This window comes from Proteus sp. LHD240705, assembly GCF_047921555.1.
Lineage (GTDB): Bacteria > Pseudomonadota > Gammaproteobacteria > Enterobacterales > Enterobacteriaceae > Proteus.
Genome location: NZ_JBLRMI010000006.1, coordinates 129,492 through 149,802, shown reverse-complemented (window position 1 = coordinate 149,802; position 20,311 = coordinate 129,492). Strand labels below are relative to the sequence as shown.

Annotated in this window: 18 protein-coding genes; 16 read left to right on the top strand and 2 right to left on the bottom strand. The window is 40.2% G+C overall.

Going from position 1 to position 20,311, the window contains the following annotated elements:
- Positions 1-246: 246 nt before the first annotated feature.
- The gene (locus ACNART_RS12790; RefSeq protein ID WP_416303614.1) at positions 247-1,776 is read right to left on the bottom strand and encodes a VWA domain-containing protein; all 1,530 of its coding nucleotides are present in this window, start codon (positions 1,774-1,776) and stop codon (positions 247-249) included.
- A 411-nt stretch (positions 1,777-2,187) separates the two neighbouring features.
- Between ACNART_RS12790 and ACNART_RS12785 the strand changes: the two genes are divergently transcribed.
- From ACNART_RS12785 to ACNART_RS12760, 6 genes are all read left to right on the top strand, one after another.
- Complete coding sequence (locus tag ACNART_RS12785; RefSeq protein ID WP_368927527.1) at positions 2,188-2,973, top strand: class I SAM-dependent methyltransferase; 786 nt, start codon at positions 2,188-2,190, stop codon at positions 2,971-2,973.
- Between the two features lie 11 nt (positions 2,974-2,984).
- On the top strand, positions 2,985-4,559 hold the full coding sequence (gene nikA, locus ACNART_RS12780; protein WP_368927529.1) for a nickel ABC transporter substrate-binding protein: 1,575 nt from the start codon (positions 2,985-2,987) through the stop codon (positions 4,557-4,559).
- Positions 4,560-4,630: 71 nt separating this feature from the next.
- Entirely contained in the window at positions 4,631-5,557 is a 927-nt protein-coding gene (opp1B, locus tag ACNART_RS12775; RefSeq protein WP_109373724.1) for a nickel/cobalt ABC transporter permease, read from the top strand.
- A gap of 2 nt (positions 5,558-5,559) precedes the next feature.
- Positions 5,560-6,429: a nickel/cobalt ABC transporter permease gene (gene opp1C, locus ACNART_RS12770; protein WP_198620105.1), complete on the top strand. Its 870-nt coding sequence runs from the start codon at positions 5,560-5,562 to the stop codon at positions 6,427-6,429.
- Complete coding sequence (locus tag ACNART_RS12765) at positions 6,407-7,216, top strand: ABC transporter ATP-binding protein (protein WP_198620104.1); 810 nt, start codon at positions 6,407-6,409, stop codon at positions 7,214-7,216. The genes opp1C and ACNART_RS12765 overlap by 23 nt, the downstream gene beginning before the upstream one ends.
- Before the next feature lie 29 nt (positions 7,217-7,245).
- Positions 7,246-7,998 (top strand): ABC transporter ATP-binding protein, encoded by a 753-nt coding sequence (locus ACNART_RS12760; RefSeq protein WP_349443215.1) that lies wholly within the window; start codon positions 7,246-7,248, stop codon positions 7,996-7,998.
- Positions 7,999-8,055: 57 nt separating this feature from the next.
- Here the strand turns inward: ACNART_RS12760 and ACNART_RS12755 are convergent, their stop codons facing one another.
- Complete coding sequence (locus tag ACNART_RS12755; protein WP_416303613.1) at positions 8,056-8,484, bottom strand: hypothetical protein; 429 nt, start codon at positions 8,482-8,484, stop codon at positions 8,056-8,058.
- Between the two features lie 428 nt (positions 8,485-8,912).
- Here ACNART_RS12755 and ACNART_RS12750 point away from each other — a divergent pair, with 428 nt between their 5' ends.
- The 10 genes from ACNART_RS12750 (at position 8,913) to ACNART_RS12705 (ending at position 20,311) form a co-directional block, all read left to right on the top strand.
- The gene (locus ACNART_RS12750) at positions 8,913-10,499 is read left to right on the top strand and encodes an FGGY-family carbohydrate kinase (RefSeq protein WP_151436400.1); all 1,587 of its coding nucleotides are present in this window, start codon (positions 8,913-8,915) and stop codon (positions 10,497-10,499) included.
- A 50-nt stretch (positions 10,500-10,549) separates the two neighbouring features.
- Entirely contained in the window at positions 10,550-12,196 is a 1,647-nt protein-coding gene (locus ACNART_RS12745) for a signal transduction protein (protein ID WP_416303612.1), read from the top strand.
- Between the two features lie 10 nt (positions 12,197-12,206).
- Positions 12,207-13,136 (top strand): dihydrodipicolinate synthase family protein, encoded by a 930-nt coding sequence (locus ACNART_RS12740; RefSeq protein ID WP_416303611.1) that lies wholly within the window; start codon positions 12,207-12,209, stop codon positions 13,134-13,136.
- 22 nt (positions 13,137-13,158) lie between these two features.
- Complete coding sequence (locus tag ACNART_RS12735; protein ID WP_088494293.1) at positions 13,159-14,211, top strand: sialidase family protein; 1,053 nt, start codon at positions 13,159-13,161, stop codon at positions 14,209-14,211.
- 20 nt (positions 14,212-14,231) lie between these two features.
- Positions 14,232-15,206, top strand: a complete 975-nt coding sequence (locus ACNART_RS12730) for a tripartite tricarboxylate transporter substrate binding protein (protein ID WP_232797607.1) — start codon at positions 14,232-14,234, stop codon at positions 15,204-15,206.
- 57 nt (positions 15,207-15,263) lie between these two features.
- Positions 15,264-15,725 (top strand): tripartite tricarboxylate transporter TctB family protein, encoded by a 462-nt coding sequence (locus ACNART_RS12725; protein ID WP_109373714.1) that lies wholly within the window; start codon positions 15,264-15,266, stop codon positions 15,723-15,725.
- A 19-nt stretch (positions 15,726-15,744) separates the two neighbouring features.
- On the top strand, positions 15,745-17,262 hold the full coding sequence (locus tag ACNART_RS12720) for a tripartite tricarboxylate transporter permease (protein ID WP_109373713.1): 1,518 nt from the start codon (positions 15,745-15,747) through the stop codon (positions 17,260-17,262).
- Positions 17,263-17,316: 54 nt separating this feature from the next.
- A complete protein-coding gene (locus ACNART_RS12715; RefSeq protein WP_109373712.1) occupies positions 17,317-18,318 on the top strand; it encodes a LacI family DNA-binding transcriptional regulator in 1,002 nt (333 codons plus the stop codon).
- Positions 18,319-18,426: 108 nt separating this feature from the next.
- Positions 18,427-19,524, top strand: a complete 1,098-nt coding sequence (locus ACNART_RS12710; protein ID WP_160230792.1) for a Fic family protein — start codon at positions 18,427-18,429, stop codon at positions 19,522-19,524.
- Positions 19,525-19,720: 196 nt separating this feature from the next.
- The gene (locus ACNART_RS12705; RefSeq protein WP_416303610.1) at positions 19,721-20,311 is read left to right on the top strand and encodes a DUF4291 domain-containing protein; all 591 of its coding nucleotides are present in this window, start codon (positions 19,721-19,723) and stop codon (positions 20,309-20,311) included.

Below are 20,311 nucleotides of genomic sequence, written 5' to 3'. Positions count from 1 at the left end.
TATAAAAGAATAAACTATTAATGATCATCTAACTGTTGTGATAATAATCACAAAATAGGTTTATTCTGAATAATGAGGAAATAAAAAAGGAAAAAAATACCTAATTAAGGAATGCTCTTAAATAGATAAGATATAGAGCTTGTGAACTTCAATATAATAATAAAATACACGTAATACGTGAAAAAAATTCACCCTCAATGTGAAACCAAAGAGGGTGAGTTAAATATTAGAAACAGTAATCAATCATTATTTACAGTTCTTTGGAATATAATCTTCAATCGCTTTTCGAGTCATTAAACTGACTTCATTCGCATTACGCGCCGTGAAGACTTTACCGCCAGTGGCATTTGCCACACAGTTACCTGCACCAGTACCTAAAATATCCACCACATTAATGACGGCGCGAGGGTGAGCGCGCTTTAAGGTTCTGGCTGCGGCACAAGGGTCTTGATCGCAAGACTCTAAACCGTCTGATAACAATACAATAATGGTGTCACGATTATTGCCTTTAATTAAATTACCTGCACGCTTGATAGACTCGGCTAATGGTGTGCCACTATCGGGCTCAATACGTTTAATGTAACTGAGTAATTTTGATCTCTCATTACCACCATAAGCAGGGCTTGATTTAACAACACCACAGTCAGATGCCACAACGGTGGTAATTTTCATATCTGACGGAATGTTATTAATGATTTTTATTGCTGCGTTTCTTGCGGTTGTGATCCGTCGAGGTTCGGCATCATAACCTGGGAAAAGTTGTCCAGTTGAAGCGATATAGTCTAAATCACTCTCCGTTAAATTCATGCTCAGCGCCATAGAACCAGAGGCATCAAAGATAAGGATCACTTGAGGTGCAAGTTCCGCTGGGCGATCTGCGGGGCACATTTGTTTAATTTTACTGGCTAAGCGATTTTCACAGGTTGTATTTGCGGCTTTCTCTGTCACACCCGCTTTTTTCAATTCATCTTGTACACAAGCTTCTAATGGAGTGAGTTTTTTCACTGGCACAGGCTTGGGCACTGGTGCAGGTTCTGGTACAGGTTCTGGTACAGGTTCTGGTACAGGCTCAGGAATAGGCTCCGGTACAGGTTCTGGAACGGGTTCAGGGATTGGCTCTGGCTCAGGAACAGGCTCTGGTTTTGGCGGTATGACAACGGCAGGTTTCTCTTCAACCACAGGAGGAACCGCTTTCGGATCAAAACAGCCTTTTAACCAAGACGCCAATAAAATTAAAAACAGCAAGAATAAGAAGAGTAATAGCCAACGTAACCAGCGATTACGTGTTTTGGCGGGTACATCGGCAAGCGCGGCACCCGCAGCTGCGGCACTTGCGCCTGCGGTGACTTGTGCAATAGGTGGCGGTAATGGTGTTGTGCGTGGCCACCATGTAATAACGGGTTGCCCATTAATAATATAGACACTTTCGCTATCAGGTAGCGTCGATGCTGTATCTAAAAGATGGCGCTCTTCATCCGTAATTCTATTTTGCGATGCTAATAGCGCCGTTTGCGTTTTAATATCGTTAAGGCGTTCATCTAAAATACGTCTTATTTCTTGCTGCTCTTGTCCTTGTAACGACGTTAAGGCGATAGGATTACCAGAAACAGGAGAATACCACTCAATCACGTCATCCGACTTTTTCTCTGGCGTCGCAAATAGAGAACGATACTTAGTCGGAAAGTGTTGAGTTAGCAATTGAAGTAATTGCTGTTGGTGCGTTAAGGCAAAATCGGCGCGGGTAATATCAGCCGTTAATCGTGAGATTCGATTCATATTTTAGAGAGCCTTATGTGACGGCTATATTCGGTTAAAGAAAGCAAATTAAGATAGCAATATTATTGACTATAACGGTTTTATAAAAAAGGTGAAATTAAAGCGTTCACTTTTTTAATATAAGACAAAATTAAATTTTATTTCTAAATCCGCTCAATTTATTTCTCTATTTTAACAGGGGAAATAATTCATTTGCTTATTTATCTTCACTCCCATTAGGATGCGCATTTATGTTAAAGATAAAGATCGCAAATTGGCCGATCTCTCTTATTGAGTACTGGTGAATATTGATATAGCACATAGAGCATCAAGGCGTTACAAGGTATGTTACCCACACTAAAAAATAGCCAAATCATTCGCTTTTAGGGGAATTCATTCCTCTTTTTACGTTGATATAACAGCAGGTTTCTGATGACAAATAAAATAAATAATAACCAATTACTTAATGATGTAACTCGCTACTGGAATATCAGAGCTGAAAGTTATAGTGAGTCTAATCAACAGGAATTGCTGAGCGAGAAACAACAGAAATGGCGTCATCTGTTATTGGGGCATATCAAAGAAGGTGAAACCTTAAAAGTGCTTGATATTGGTACGGGGCCTGGTTTTTTTGCCATTTTATTAGCGTTATCAGGCCATGATGTCACGGCAATTGATGCAACTGAGGGCATGTTGCTGGAAGCCAAACAAAATGCGCAAACGCATCAGGCAAATATTCAATTTATTCGCGGTGATGTACACCAACTGCCTTTTGCCAGTGAACAATTCGATTTAGTGGTGAGTCGCAACGTGACATGGAATTTAAAAGCGCCTCAAAAAGCGTATTCAGAGTGGTTTCGTGTATTAAAACCAGGTGGTAGTTTGATTAATTTTGATGCTAATTGGTATTTACATCTTTTTGATGAAAATTACTGGCAAGGTTTTGTGGCAGATAGAGAGCGTTCAATTGAAAAGCAAGTTGAAGATCACTACGTCAATACAGATACCAAAGAGATGGAACGAATTGCTCGCCAATTACCGTTAAGTCAAATTAAACGCCCTCAATGGGATATTAATACCCTGTTAGAAGTCGGTTTTAGTCGATATATGATAGATACTCGCATTGGTGATTTTGTGTGGAACGAAGAAGAAAAGATTAATTATGGCTCCACACCGATGTTTATGATCCACGCACAAAAACAAAGAATAGGTAATTAAAGGAGAACAACGTGAAGCCCTTATTTTCAGTGTTCCCAACACTATTATTAACACTTGCATGTGCTTTTCCTGCGTTAGCAGATAAAAGTAATAATATGTTGGATTATGCCAGCACAAAAGACATTCGTGATATTAACCCGCATCTCTACTCTGGTGAGATGGCGGCTCAAAACATGGTATTTGAATCCCTTGTATTAAATACCGAAAAAGGTGTTGCACCTTATTTAGCGGAGCGTTGGGACATTTCTCCTGATGGAAAGAGCTACACCTTCTTTTTACGTCATGATGTGACTTTTAGCGATGGTGAACCTTTTAATGCTAAAGCAGTAAAATTAAATATTGAAGCTGTGCTAGACAACTATGAACGACATGCGTGGTTAGAGTTAGTTCGTCAGATTGATAGTGTTGAAATTGTTGATGAATTCACGGTTAAATTAAATCTAAAAAACCCTTACTACCCAACATTAACCGAATTAGGTTTAACTCGCCCATTCCGCTTTATTTCGCCAAATTCTTTTATTAATGGCAAAACAAAAACGGGTGTTGCGAACTATATTGGTACAGGGCCTTGGGTATTAACTGAGCATAAAAAAGACCAATATGCTGAGTTTAAAGTTAACCCAAATTATTGGGGAGAGAAGCCGGTATTAAATGGCGTGATGTGGCGAGTGATCCCCGATAGACAAACCATGTTACTTTCTCTACAAAAAGGGGATATTCAGCTTATTTTTGGTGCAGATGGCGACATGTTAGATATGGATTCATTTGAAGCTCTTATGGCGTCAGATAAATTCAAAACTGAAATGAGCGCACCGATCGCTTCTCGCGCAATTGTGCTCAATAGTAGTCGTGCAATGACATCCAGCCAAAAAGTCCGCCAAGCATTACAATATGCGGTTGATAAAGAAGGGATTGCACAAGGTATTTTAGCGGGTAGCGAAAAAATCGCTGATACTTTAATGGCGCGCAGTGTGCCTTACTGTGATTTTGATTCTCCAACTTATGCTTATCAACCAACAAAAGCGATTGAACTATTAGAAGCCGAAGGCTGGGTATTACCAAAAGGTAAAGCTATTCGTGAGAAACAAGGTGAGAAATTACAGCTGTTGCTCTCTTATAATGTGAATAATGCCGTTGAGAAAGAGATAGCTGAACTTATTCAAGATGATTTTAAAAAGATTGGTGTCGGTTTAACGATTTTAGGTGAAGAGAAACAAGCCTATTTAGATAGACAAAAAAATGGTGATTTTGATTTACAATATTCACTGTCATGGGGAACGCCTTACGATCCCGCATCTTTTGTTTCATCATTTAGAATACCAGCTCACGCAGATTATCAAGGGCAAAAAGGGTTGGCAAATAAAGTCCAATTGGATGCAATGATTGGCGAGTTATTAATTACACCTAATGAAGCGCGCCGTCAGGAACTCTATAAAAACTTGTTTACGTCATTAGCCGAGCAAGCGATCTATATTCCGTTAACCTATTCACGTACTAAGGCTATCCATCGTAGTGAATTAGAAAATGTGGGCTTTAATCCATCTCAATATGAAATACCGTTTGAAAAGATGCGCTTTAAGCCTTAATTAATGCATCAATGAGATTAACCAAAATAAGTGAGGCACGTAATATCAACGTGCTTCACTGATCAAATCTTATGCTACGTTATATATTCTGGAGAGTGCTGGCTATCTTCCCACTGGCACTGATCATTTCATTTATTGCCTTTATTCTGTTGGAATTAGCTCCGTCTGATCCTGCGGAAGTCGCGCTACGCGTCAATGAAATAGTCCCCACACCCGAAGCCATTGAAGGCATGCGCCATGAATTAGGGTTAGATAAGCCTTTTTTTACGCGTTACTTTTTGTGGTTAATGGCGGGTTTGCAACTCGATTTTGGTACCTCTTTTCTTACAAGAACCCCTGTTATTCAAGAGATGTTAAGGGCGTTACCTCCAACACTTTGGCTAGCTTCAACCGCGCTATTCTTTACGATTATTCTGACACTCCCTTTAGCATTATGGTGTGTGGCTAAACCTCAAAGTTTTACGGATAAATGCATCCGTTTCATTGTGTTTATTTTAACGGCTATTCCTAATTATTGGTTAGGATTGCTATTAATTTGGGGAGTCGCTGTTTATTTGGATTGGTTGCCTGTCAGCGGGATGCTATCGCCTCAGTCTGTTATTTTGCCTGCTCTGGCGCTCTCTTTAGGGTATATCGGCACTTATTTACGGTTATTACGCGGTGCGATGTTAAATCAATGGCATCAGCCTTATGTCTTTTATGCCAAAGCGCGTGGATTACCTGATAATCTTATTTTGCGTCGCCATATTTTACGTAATTCGCTGTATTCCAGTTTAACGGCTTTAGGGATGAGTATTCCAAAGCTTATTGCTGGTACGGTGGTGATTGAGAATATTTTTGCTTGGCCGGGAATAGGGCGACTATGTATCAGCGCTATATTTGGTCGTGATTATCCGATGATACAAGCTTATATTTTATTGATGTCACTGTTATTTCTCTTTTTTAATTTTCTGATGGACGTCATTCAAATGATGGCAGATCCACGGCTAAGGAGATAATGATGTGGCGGATTTTTTGGCAACGACTCGGAAAAGATAAAAGTGCGCAACTGTGTTTATTGGTGATTATGATTGTGGTTATTGCAGGAATATTCGCCCCTTGGTTAGCTCCGCATGATCCCACATTAACCTCAATACGTTTGAAATTTAAGCCTATAAGCTTTGATTACCCGCTGGGTACGGATAATTTAGGGCGCTGTATCTTTTCAAGGTTATTGTTTGGTGTAAGAACGACGGTATTTTATGCCTTATTAGCCATGAGTGTGACATTAATGATTGGTTGGTTAATGGGAATGTTAGCCGGATTTTTTCATGGTAAGACAGACACATTAATTATGCGATTATGTGATGTGGTTTTGTCATTCCCTGCAGAAATTATGATCTTAGCGTTAGTGGGAATAATGGGGCCGGGTATTGGTAATATCTTAATTGCCGTTATTTTAGTGAAATGGGCATGGTATGCCAGAATGATCAGAGGGGTTGTTCGCCAATATTCCCATCGTAATTACATTGCATATGCACAGGTGATTGGTGCACCTTCTAGTCATATTTTACGACGTCATTTATTGCCAGTAACATTTGCTGAAACTATTGTCTTAGCATCAACGGATATTGGTAGTGTTGTTTTAATGATCTCGGCGCTCTCCTTTTTAGGGTTAGGTGTACAACCACCAACGCCAGAATGGGGAAATATGTTGAGTGAAGCAAAAAATGTCATGGTATTACACCCAGAGCAAATGTTACCCGCAGGCATTGCAATTACCCTTGTTGTTACTGCATTTAATTTTTGGGGTGATTTCTTACGTGATGTGTTTGATCCGGATAATCGTCAGTCAGTAGGAGAACAGCATGAACAACTTACTGACGCTTGAGCACGTTTCTATTACTCATCAAGAAAGCGGAAAAAAACTGATTGATGATATCTCTTTCTCGATAAAGCAAGGGCGTACATTAGCGATTGTAGGCGAAAGTGGTAGTGGCAAGAGTTTGATTAGTAAAGCCATTATGGGATTACTACCTGAACAATTAGTCATGTCAGGGGAGATTTTCTTGAATGGAAAGAAAATCAGTCATGAGGCGCTTTCTCAACGTCGAGCTTTATTGGGGACATCTTTAGGTGTGATTGTGCAAAATGGCATGAGTGCCTTTGATCCTCTAATGAGAATAGGAAAGCAATTTTGCCAAACTTTAATCTACCATTTTTCCTATTCTAAAAAGCAAGCCGTAGAAGAAACTGAGTTGGCATTATCTCATGTATTTCCTCATCAATTTCAATCTATTATGCAAGCATTTCCTCATCAATTAAGTGGTGGACAATTACAACGTGTGATGATTGCGATTGCACTTGCCTTATCACCAAAGTTATTAATTGCAGATGAACCGACAACGGCGCTTGATGCACCTCTTCGCCAAGATATTTTAAAACTACTCCAGCATGTCGTCACAACTTATCATTCAACACTGATTTTTATTTCTCATGACTTAGGGATAGTCAATGAAATTGCTGACGATATATTAGTGATGCAAAAAGGAAAAATGGTTGAATGTGGTGAGAAAATAACCGTTTTATCGCATCCAACACAAGAATATACGCGTTATTTAATTAATGCACGCCGACAGCTTTCATTACGTTTCGAACAATTGATTAATAAAAAATAGATTAATATTATCCAAATAAAAGAGGGTTTATGTTATTAAGCGTTGAGAATATTAGTAAGTACTATACTCAAAAAAATAACACACTATTTGGTGAAAAAGTGAAGGTTATCGACTCACTCTCTTTTAATATTAATTCGAGTGAAGCTTTTGGTTTAGTGGGTGAAAGTGGCAGTGGTAAAAGTACGTTAGCGCGTTTAATTTGTGGATTAGAGTTACCTGATAGTGGTGCCATCTTTTTAAATAATAAGCCCGTTACAAAACGACTTCATCGCCAAGGTATAATTAGTATCGTTTTTCAAGATTATATGACGTCTGTTAATCCAACATTAACGGTAGGCGAAATTATTGCTGAGCCGATTAAAATCATTAATCCAAGTATTAGCAATCAAGCACTGAAAACACTTATTTTTGCTTTTTTAGATAAAGTAGAATTATCTAAAAGCTGCTATACACGTTATATATTTGAACTTTCTGGAGGGCAGGCTCAACGGGTATGTTTATGTCGTGCATTAGCATCTTATCCAAAACTTATTGTATTAGATGAAGCGCTTAGCTCTTTAGATATTCCCACTCAAGTTCAAATATTAGATTTATTAAAACAGTTAAAAGAAGAATTTACACTCTCTTATCTTTTTATTAGTCATGATATTCAAACAGTGGCTTATTTCTGCGATAAAGTGATGTTCTTTTTACAAGGTAAAAATATTGAATTGTGTGAGATAAATAACCTAGGTAAAGTCACGCAGGATTATTCAAAAAAATTAATTCAATCCGTTATTTAATCAATAAATAGTAATAAAAGACAGCAGTAAAATACTGCTGTCTTTTATTGGCAAAAATTAAAGATTATTCATTAAATGTTCTTGAACCGCTTTTGCATCGTTTGCAGCATTGAAATCAATACCAAAATTCAGCGTGCCTTCTTTGAGATCAATACTACGTGGTGTTGCTTTAGAGCAGGTAATATTCTGTATTTTTTCTTTTACCGTTTCTTGTGCTATTTTTGAGCTCTCACAAGTATTAATTACGCCTTTTAATCCTTCGCTACAATAACTATCAATACCTGTTGTTTTTAAATCATCAGCAGTAAATGCCGACCAATCAAAAGCCACTTTTATATTGGCATCACAGCTTTTATTTAAATCGACAACACGAGATTGAATATTATCTTCAAATTTTTGTTGTAATTCTTTTTCAGCTAATGTTGCTGAAAAGGCACAAGAGGAAATAAGAAGTAGGGAAAGACTAACCGTAATATTTTTCAACATAATTAAATGCTCCAAAAAAGAATATATAAATTTAAATTAACTTATTAAAAATAAAGTAATAGAGCGTTATAGCAATAGGAATATTATTGTTTTTCTTTATTTAATTATTTTTTTCATTATTAGCGAGATATCTTTTTATCAAAGGGTATTTATTGTCGAAATAATCCTATTTTTATAAGTGCTTTTACTTATTTTATTAATTAAATGTTCGTTAGTTTAATAACGAACATAATCGATTCAGTACATCGTCTCAATAACGCATAAAGCCAAATAAATAAATTATCAATAAAATCATAATATTAAGTTATCTATATAGATCTGCATCACAAACCAATCTTATTGTGATTGTTTTTTCGTCATGCTCGAATTAACTTGCTAACTCGAAGTAGCAAAAATTAGCATAGCGTTAGCAAATGATGAGGGTTCGCATGGAACAACAATATTTTATTGGCGTTGATGTTGGCTCAGCCAGTGTCCGTGCAGCGGTATTTGATAGCAATGGAAAGCGTTTGGGCTTTTCTGTCCGCCCTATTGCTCAATTTCGTCCAAAAACGGATTTCGTTGAGCAATCATCTACCGATATTTGGCAGCAAGTTTGCACTACTGTAAAAGAGTCGGTGGCGTTATCTGCTATTGATCCTATCCATGTGAAATCTATTGGTTTTGATGCCACTTGTTCTTTAGTTGCAGTGGGTAAAGACGGTAAAGGGCTTTCTGTTTCACCAAGCGGTAAAGCGGAGCAAGATATCATCATGTGGATGGATCACCGTGCTGTACAAGAAACAGTCACTATCAATCTGACCAATGATCCTTCACTGCGATATGTCGGTGGTGAAGTGAGTATTGAAATGGAGTTGCCAAAAATTCTATGGCTAAAAAATCATTATCCGGAGCGTTATCAAAACGTATGGCGATTCTTTGATTTAGCTGATTTTTTAGTTTGGAAAGCAACATCAGGAGATGTAGCAAGTACCTGTACATTAACCTGTAAATGGAACTATTTAGCACATCAGGGACAATTTAGTGAGAGTTTGTTAGCCGATGTCGGTTTGGATGAATTATTAGAAAAAGTACCACAAACCATCCTTGCGTTAGGTGAACAAGCCGGTTGCTTAGATGAGTCGGTTGCCAACGCGTTTGGCTTGCACACGGGTGTCATTGTTGCTTCTGGCATTATTGACGCACATGCGGGTGGCTTGGCATTAACGGCATCACAACCTGAAGGCAGTTTGGCAATTATCAGTGGTACGTCTAACTGCCATATGATCGTAAGTCAATATCCCATTATGGTGCCGGGTGTTTGGGGACCTTACTTTGGCGCGATGTTACCGGAATTATGGCTAAATGAAGGCGGTCAAAGTGCTGCGGGTGCGTTAGTCGAGTGGTCTATTCGTCGTCATGAATCATGGGCTGAATTAGAACAAGAAGCGAATGAAAAAGGGGTGAATTACTACGCCTTATTAAATGAAGCTGTCGCTGAATTGGAAGAAACAGAACAATATCCAACCGCACAGTTTCATGTGTTAGCTGATCACCATGGTAATCGCTCTCCGCGCGCCAATCCCGCAGCCAAAGGCATGGTAAGCGGATTAACGCTGGAAAGTGGCCGTGTTGCCTTAGCGCGTTATTACCTTGCGACACTGCAATCTATTGCTTATGGCACACGCCATATTATCGACACACTTGAAGATGCGGGACATCAAATCAATCGTATTGTGATGTGTGGTGGTGCAACGAAAAATCCATTGTGGCTACGCGAATACGCCAATGCGACAGGTCGTGAAATCCATTTAGCGCAAGAAGAAGATGCGGTGAATTTAGGGGCTGCATTATTAGGTGCCGTAGCATGTAAAGCCTTTGATGATTTCTCTAGCGCTGCCAGCGCAATGGTGCGAGAAGGTGGCATTATCACGCCAGATAGCAGCACGTTTGCCTTCCATCAGGCTAAATATCAAGTTTATTTGCAGATGTATCAAGATCAGCAACGTTATAACGAAATGATGTCAGATTGCTGACTACTAATTTTTCCGATTATGAACCGAGTTTACCTTACCAGGGATATCTTATGTTGAACTTAAATCTACCAAAATTACCGACAACCATCACCGCAGGTCAAAAAGAGATCCTGATGGTTACCAACGCAGACTTACGAGAGCCTGCAAACGTAACATGCTGGCCTGTACAGAAAAAATTTGAGGATAAACTGGCTGTAGCATTAGAAGCTCTAGGTTACAAAATGAAGCGCGCTCATGAGATTAATGAAGCTCGAGGTCATGGTTTTATCAGCAGTCAGCGCGAAGGTTGCGATATGTTTGCCGCAATCGATCCTGATGCGCCAGTGATTGTGTTATTAACCGCATGGCAATATTCACACCATATTGCCTCTTCTTTAGCACACCATCGTGGCCCTATTTTACTGCTGGCTAACTTTGATGGTACATGGCCGGGTCTGGTGGGCATGTTGTGTTTAGCGGGTACGATGACCAGTTTAGGTAAAAATTATTCACGTTTATGGTCAGAAGCGTTTGATGATGAATTCTTTGTAGATGGTTTAGCTACTTGGTTAAAATATGGTTGTGTAAATCATAAGCTTAACTATCTTACAGATATTGCGCCAACACACAGGGTAATGGCGACAGAAGCCGGCGAAGTGGGTCGTAAAGTCGGCGAATACATAATTAAAAATAAAGAAATAATAGGTTTGTTCGATACATTCTGTATGGGAATGATTAACGGGGTCTTCCCACAACAGGCCATGATCAATATTGGTATGCCAATTGAATCCCTTTCTCAATCTGCGTTACTGGTCGAAATGGCGAAAGTACCAACAGAATTAAGAGAGGCATGTTTACAGTGGTACGAAGATAACGGGATGACGTTTATGTTTGGTCAAGATGACAAAACTGAACTCACTCGTGAACAAGTGATGGAGCAGTGCGCCATGATGATTGCAATGGCGCGTTTCGTAAAACGTTTTGGTTTAACTGCGGTGGGTGTGCAATATCAGCAGGGCTTAAAAGATTGTTGCCCTGCGTCTGATTTTGCTGAAGGGGCGATTGGTTCAACCGCGCGCTTCCCTCTGCCAGATGAAAACGGCGAGATAATCTGCCCTAACACGCCAATTCCTTGTATCAACGAAGTGGATATGGGTACGGCTATTCCTCAAACGATGTTATGGCGTTTATTAACATCATTAGGATTACCTGCTGAAACCACACTGCATGATATTCGTTGGGGTAGTGAGTATGAAGGAACATTCTACTGGGATATGGAAATTTCAGGCTCTGTTCCTTTTGAACACCTCAAAGGTGGGCTAAAAGGTGCAACAGGTTATCGCCAGCCTCCGATGTTCTTCCCTAAAGGAGGTTCAACTATCGCAGGTCAAGGCAAGGCAGGGCGCTTGTTATGGGGCCGTGCACACTATGAAGGCACTGATGTGATTATGCATATCGGTACGGGTGTGGCGGTAGAATTACCTGAAGCAGAATTTGAACGTCGCCGTAGAGCAACTAACTACGAATGGCCATTATTAAACTGTACGTTAGATGGCGTAACTCGTGATGACCTTATGGCGGGACATCAAAGTAACCACATTACTGTGGCTTATGTTGATGAAGATAAATTGGCGTTTGTGCTAAAAGCATTCGTTGCCCAAGCATTGACTCAAGGTATCCAAGTGAAAGTGGCAGGTGATGCCATTAACTTACTGTAAGGAATTGATGATGAGTCAGCAAAAATACGTCGGTATTTGGCCTGTTATGCTAACCCCTTTTGATGCCAAAGGGGAGATTGATTGGGCGTCATTAGAGCGTCTTGTAGATTGGTATATCGATTCTGGTGTACATGGGCTATTTGCCGCCTGTCAATCAAGCGAAATGTTTTATTTAAGTGATGAAGAAACGCAAGCACTTACCCGTTTTATCGTTGAAAAAGCAGATGGAAGAGTACCTGTAGTTGCTTCTGGTCATACTGCAACCGCATTAAGTCAGCAACAAGAACAATTGCAGGCAATGTCGGGTACAGGCGTCGATGGCGTCATTATGATCAGTAATCGCTTGGCTCTAGTCGGGGAGCCGGATGATAAAGCGCTGGAAACACTGCAAGTCTTAACCAATGTGGTACCAAAAGAGATTGATTTGGGTATTTATGAATGCCCTTATCCTTACAAACGCTTGTTATCTGAAGAGATTGTAGAGTGGTGCGCACAAAGTAATCGCTTTACCTTTATCAAAGATACGTGCTGTTCTCTTCCGATGATAGAACGTCGTTTGGCATTATCAAAAGGAACTCGTTTGCACTTAGCTAATGCGAATAGCCAAACGCTATTAGCGTCATTCCAAGCAGGATGTCAGGCATATAGCGGTGTTATGGCAAATTTCCATCCAGAGCTTTATGTTTGGCTTTATGAGAATTGGAAAGATAAACCAGAGCAGGCTGCGGTGTTAGCAGATTATTTATCAACAGCAGCGATGACCGAAACACTGGATTATCCAGCATGCGCTAAATATCATCAGCGCCTGATTGGTAATTTCAGCACACTGGTCTGCCGTTCCCGTAACAGCAGTCAGTTTGAAAACTCATTTTTCCCTTCTGCCGTCAATAGCATGACTGCATTGGGTGAGAATATGAAAAAGTGGCTTTCGTTAGATTAATTTAGGACACAGGAGTAGGAATATGCCTTTCGTGATGAAGGAAACTCAGTTTGTGCTTGATAATGCGCATTCACTTTTTAATCACTGCCATGCTTCAACGATTGTGCGTGTGCCTAATTCTGAGCGTTTGTTAACCGCTTTTTTCGCTGGTGATAAAGAAGGTAGCGGTAATACCGCTATCTGGCTAGTGATGAAAGAGGGTGATCATTGGCAACACGCTCAACCTGTTGTTAAAAATCCGGGTGTTGCGCACTGGAATCCAGTTTTACATGTTGACCCATCAACAGGTAATATCTGGCTGTTTTATAAAACGGGTCCCGACGTACATAGTTGGACGACCCAATACGTTATCTCGAAGGATGGCGGAAATAGCTGGAGTTTACCGAGTGAATTGGTTTCTGGTGATGTAGCACCTAGAGGTCCTGTGAAAAATAAAGTGTTAGTGATGTCGAATGGCGAGTGGTTGGCACCAGGATCGGTTGAGGATGACCAATTCTGGGATGCGTTTGTCGATATATCGAGTGACAACGGTCAACACTGGTTGCGAGTGGATATTCCAATTGAACACCATAAAGGTGAACAGGCGGAACATGAAATCTGGCAGGGTTTAAAGGACGATGCCTTATGGGAGACTGATCTACAACGCGTTTTTCAATGGGATGGCGTGATACAGCCAACACTATGGGAATCCCGGCCTGGGCATGTGCATGCCATGATGCGGAGTACGCGCGGTACAATTTATCGTAGCGATTCAACGGATTATGGGCGCAGTTGGTGCCCAGCTTATGCAACAATATTACCAAATAATAATAGCGGCATTGATGTCGTCTCCTTCGCAGATGGTCAACTGGCATTGGTGTATAACCCGAATTCAGGCAACTGGAGCCGTCGTTATCCCATCTCTGTCAGTCTTTCATCCGATAATGGCAGTACTTGGTCTGAACCATTCGATTTACTCGATGGGGAAGGCGAATTTTCATATCCGGCTATTATTGCTGAAAACAATACCCTACACGTGACCTTTACTTGGAACCGAAAAAACATTGTTTATCAGCAGTTAATGGCTACTCAATAAAAATGTGGAGAAAGGGTTTTATGAAAAAGAGTCTACTCGCAGCGTTGGCGATTACGATGACACTGGGCATGGGGAACGCAGTTGCCCAACAGTTAACGTATCCTACAAAAAATATTGATGTTGTCATCCCGAAAAATCCAGGCGGTGGTACTGATACTTCTGCACGTACTATCATTGAATTTGCAAAAGATGTGATGCCGGCTGGACGTATTTTCGTTCCTGTGAATAAGCCTGCGGGTAATGGTTTAACGGGTCTGATTGAAGTTGCTAATGCGCGTCCAGATGGCACGAAATTAGTAATGACAACCGTTGAACTTGCGATGTTCCCACACCAAGGAAAATCACCAGTTACTTATAAAGACTTCACCCCAATCGCAACAACTATCGCTGATCCAGTGGTGCTAGTTGTTAATGCAGAATCACCTTACACCACGTTACAAGAGTTTATCGATGGCGCGAAAGCGAACCCAGGTAAACTGAAAGTGGGTAACTCAGGGATGGGTGCTATTTATCACTTAGCGGGTGTTAATATCGAACGTACCACGGGGGCTAAATTTAACCATATCCCTTATAACGAAGGTACAGGCCCTTCAATCGCTGCTTTAGTGGGTAACCACCTTGATGGCGTATTAACAACGCCGGGTGCAGTTAAATCTCAAGTTGATGCTGGTATTCTACGTGTTCTTGGTGTAATGGATGAGCGTCGCTTCCCATTATTCCCAGCCGTACCTACTTTCAAAGAAGCATTGAAATTAGACACTAACGTGAAAATGCGTGCTTGGGCTGTATTAGCAACAACAGCTAATGTCCCTGATAACGTGAAGAAAGAGTTAGTCGGTGCATTCTCTGAAGTGGTTCAAAAACCTGAATATCAAGAAGCACTGAAAAAACAAGGTATTATGCCTGTTTACATCACAGGTGACGATGCTTACCAAATGATGAAAGAAGACCACGAAATGTATGCTGAGTTAATTTCAGCAACTCTGAAAAAATAACCTTTCTATGATAAACCACCCTATCCGCAAGCTGGATAGGGTCGGGGAGATCCCGACATGACTAAAATCAATACAATCATCGGTGCGATTTCAGTAGCTTTTGGGCTACTTATTATCTATCTCTCCCGTGATATGAGTATGTTTGATGAATATGGTGTACCAGGAGAGCGCTTCTGGCCTTATGGTTTAGCCATCTTATTTGTTTTACTGGGGATTTTTCAATGGATAGGTGTGATTGTGCAAAAAGTAAAACACGTTCACCAATCTGTTGACTTAAGTTCGACTGCGGTTAAGCGTGCTTATGGCTTAGGCATTTTTATGCTGCTATATGCAACTGGCTTGTATTTTTTTGGTTTTATTATTCCGTCATTGCTTCTTATCCCAATCATTATGTGGTTGATGAATGAAAGAAAGCCTATTGCGCTGGTTATTATTCCAGTCGTAATGGTTGCCGCCGTTTATGTCTTCTTTGACATTATCTTTAATTCACCTCTGCCAACCTCCGTCTTTTTTGAGTAAGCGGTAAAGGAGCTTTGAGATGGAAATACTAGACGCTTTAATGGTCGTTTTCAGTCTGGAAACGATAACGATGATCCTGTTGGGGGTATTCGCGGGTATTATTATCGGCGCATTACCAGGCCTAACAGTGAATATGGGGATTGCATTGCTTCTCCCATTAACTTACTCCTTCCAAGGAATGACAGGGATCTTATTATTATTGGGGATGTATTGTGGTGCCGTATATGGTGGCTCAATTACCGCAATACTAATAAGTACACCAGGAACACCCGCTTCTGCTGCTACGGTATTGGATGGTTATCCAATGGCGAAAAAAGGTGAAGCAGGAAGAGCACTGGGTTTATCTACGATGGGCTCTATGTTTGGGGGGATCTTTAGTACGATTGCCCTGATTGTTATTGCGCCTCAATTGGCAAAAGTAGCGACGGGTTTCTCTGCTGCTGAGTATTTTGCACTCGCTGTATTTGGCATAAGTATTATTACCAGTGTATCATCGCAATCGATTGTGAAAGGATTAATGGGCGGGGCAATTGGTTTAGCAATCGCAACCATTGGACTTGATCCGATGACATCAGGACCTCGTTTTACCTTTGATACTGTGTATTTAATGGGTGGTGTTTCATTTATTCCTATCCTGGTTGGCCTGTTTGCTTTCTCTCAAGGACTTATTAGCTTCGAAGAAGAGTACCGTGAGCGTAAGCAGAAGAAAAACGAAAAAATTAATGCACGTATTCACCGTGTATTACCAACGTGGGCAGATTTTAAACGCGTATTACCAACATATTTACGCTCTTCTGCTATTGGTACAACGATTGGAGCTATTCCGGGTACGGGTGGAGATATCTCATCATTTATCTCTTATAACGAAGCAAAACGTTGGTCTAAACACCCTGAAGAGTTTGGTCATGGTTCACCAGAAGGTGTGTCTGCACCAGAAGCCGGTGCAAACTCAGTGACAGGCGGAACCATGGTGCCTTTAATGACCTTAGGTATTCCAGGTGATGGTGCAACTGCTATTATCATGGGTGCATTTATGGTTCAAGGATTGGCATTAGGGCCTCAGCTCTTTACTGACAATCCAGTTGAAGTTAACAGTATCTTTATTGGTTTGATGATGGCGAATATTTTCCTCGGTATCTTAGGTTTCTTATGTATGAAACTCTTCGTTCGAGTGATGGATGTTCCGCGTCGCGTATTAGTACCAATTATCTTTGTATTATGTAGTGTAGGTGCTTATTCTGTGAACCATAGCATCATCGATGTGTTTGTGATGATGGGGGCAGGGTTACTCGCTTACATTATGATTAAGCTTGATTTCTCCATGTCTCCTGTGGTTATCGGGATTATCTTAGGGCCGATGGCAGAATCAAACTTACGCCGTGCTTTAATGATGTCTCAGGGTGATTTATCTATCCTGTATACACGCCCAATTACAGCGACATTCTTAGGTATTGCGATACTGACGTTGATCCTACCCATTATTGGACCTTCGTTAAAAGCGATGTGGAAGAAATACCGAGCTAAGCCTGCTCAATAAAGGTTAATCAGCCCTCATCATTAAGATGAGGGCTATATCAATGATGGAATATTAATGGCAAAAACAGTTGAACAGATTGCAAATGACCTGAATTTGTCTATTACCACAGTCAGATTGGTATTAAATGGCAAAGGTGATCAATACCGGATCAGTGCAAAAACGCAAAAGAAGATAGCAGACTATGTTGAGGTGTTTGGTTATACCGTCAATCATGCGGCTAGAAGCTTAAAGCTCAATAAAACAGATACCTACGGATTGGTTATTCCTCGTCTTTCTAACCCATTCTTTGCCGCTTTAGCCGAAAAATTAGAGATGCATTGTCACCAAATTGGTTGTCAGCTAACGATTAGCTGTACTTATGGTGATATCAAAAATGAAAATAAGCTCGTTAAATCAATGGACGAGCGCAATGTTGATGGCATTTTTATTGTTTCGTCTAGCCGCAAAAATCAGCTACATCATGTTAAGCATCGTCAAAAACCATTGGTTTTTTTAGATAGAGATTTCTCTGTTAGTGAAGCTATTTGTGTCGCTTCAGATAACTGTGACAGTGGTGCTCAGCTGACAAGAGCGATGATAAAGCAAGATGCGCCAATCCACTTTTTTGCGGGTGATGCATTATTACCAACTATTGCCGCTCGTTTGCGCGGTTATGTGCAAGCCATAAAAGGGCATTATGGTGATGATAACCGCGTCACTGTCTCTTATGCTGAACATAATACGACCAAAGATGGTGAGCGGATGATGAAACAGTATTTGGAACAACATCAGCAAATACCTTCTCATTTTATTGCTTCATCGTTGCCTATTCTTGAAGGTTTATTGAGTGTTATCCGTCAACGTGAAGGGAGTATCCCTGCTCATCTTCATATTGGTACATTCGATGATCATGTGATGCTCAGCTTTTTACCGAATAATGTGTGGTCCATGAAGCAGGACGAAGCGTTATTGGTAGAAAAAGCCTTTGAAATCATGACGGCAAAAATTTCAGGCACTGTTGTGAAAGCGCCTGCACTTATCAAAACACAGCTTATTGAACGTCTCATTCCAGCCTAATGAGTCAATTAGCAAACTTATTCGCCTCACTTTGTGAGTAGATTAAGCTTTCTATTCGCCTCACTTTGTGAGTAGAATAGAGTTTGTATTTGACTCATGGGGTGATTTATGTGGATTTGGCAACATTCAAACTGGACTCATTTCAGATTTAAAAGCAATACAATCATACCTTTGCTTATTGATACCCGTTTTATTCAAGGGATGCTTTATGGGCAAAGCCAAATGTTGCCTGAAAATAGCACTTCAGCATTAGATTCTATTTTGGCGAATATTATTTATTCGAGTGATATTGAAGGTGAAAAGTTAAATGCTTTTTCTGTTCGCTCTTCATTAGCAACTCGATTAGGCATTGTAGAGGAAAAAACATATCCTACTGATGAAAAATCAGAAGGTTTTGTTCAAGCGGCATTAGATGCGATTAATAATTTAGATGAGCCATTAACGCATGAGCGGTTATTTCAGTGGCATAACCTCTTATTTCCTCAGGGACACTCTATTTTAAATCCGATTACTTCAGGGCAATATCGAACAGGTATTGTGCAGGTTGTTTCGGGTAAAAGAATTGATAAGCCCATTGTTCATTTTGAAGCACCACCACCAAAATCAATAGAAACAGAAATGGCTTTATTTTTAGACTGGTTTAATGAAACGAGAACTCATTATGAACCTGATTTAATTATTCGAGCGGCTATTGCACATCTTTGGTTTTTAACTATTCATCCATTTGAAGATGGAAATGGTCGGATAGGCAGATTAATTATGGATTTAGCATTGGCTCAAGCTGAGAATAAAACAGTAAGGCTATATGCAATGTCAAAAACGATTAATGAGCATCGCCAAGAATATTATGACGTCATCGAAAATATGCAAAAAGGTGATGGCGATATTACATTATGGCTTCAATGGTTTTTACAAATGCTTCAATTATCGATTTTGGATGCGACCCATGAAATTGATAATACAGTAAGGGCAACAAAATATTGGCAAACTCACGATCAAGCGTTGTTATCATCAGAGCAATCAAAAGTGATTAATAGAATGCTTGGTGGGGATTTTGTTGATGGAATTAATAATAGCCAATATAAAAGTGTAGCAAAAGTCAGCCGAGCCAGTGCGACAAGGCATTTAGCATTTCTGGTTGAACACGGCTTTTTAGCGGATAGCGGTGCTGGTGGACGGAGTGTGAGATATATTTTGCAAGACTAGGTTTGTTATTATTAAACCACAATCGCGACATGAGTCTGTTTGTTTTACTGTTATTCTTTTTTTTATTTTTGTGAACGCGCGTTACTCTATTTATAGAGTCTTAACAAAAATAGGGGCTCTTGATTATCTGTGATCAGAGGCTCATAATTTAAGCGTATAGTTCCATTTTATTAATATAAAAGGATATTAAAGAAAGATGAACGATGATGTTGACCGATGTCCTGAGTGCGAATTAAGGGCATATTATACGGATGATTTTGTTCGTGTTTACCAAGCCTATTCTAATACTATTGCTCAGAGCGCAGTCGCAAACGGAACTTTTGTTTCGCCCCCTTTTAGTATGACCCGCATGACGTGGGTAAAACCTTCCTTTCTTTGGATGATGTACCGTTCTGGCTGGGGACGCAAAGATGCTAATCAGGCATCTATTCTTGCGGTTGATATTACGCATGAAGGTTTTCAAGAGATGCTGACACAAGGTGTTGTGAGTCATTTTGATCCAGACCGTTACGCCAGTGCAGACGCGTGGAAAGAGGCATCAGAAACCAGTAATATCCGCATTCAGTGGGATCCTGAACGTGATATTTATCTTAATCGACTCAGCTATCGCACCATTCAAATTGGCTTGCGTAATCAAGCCGTTGAAAAATATTGCAAAGAGTGGATTGTGAATATTACAGATATTACCGATAAGGTACGTAAAATAGATACTTGTATTGCTAATGGTGATTTAGACACCGCATACAGCCTATTACCCGTAGAAAAGCCTTATCACTTTGGTGAATAA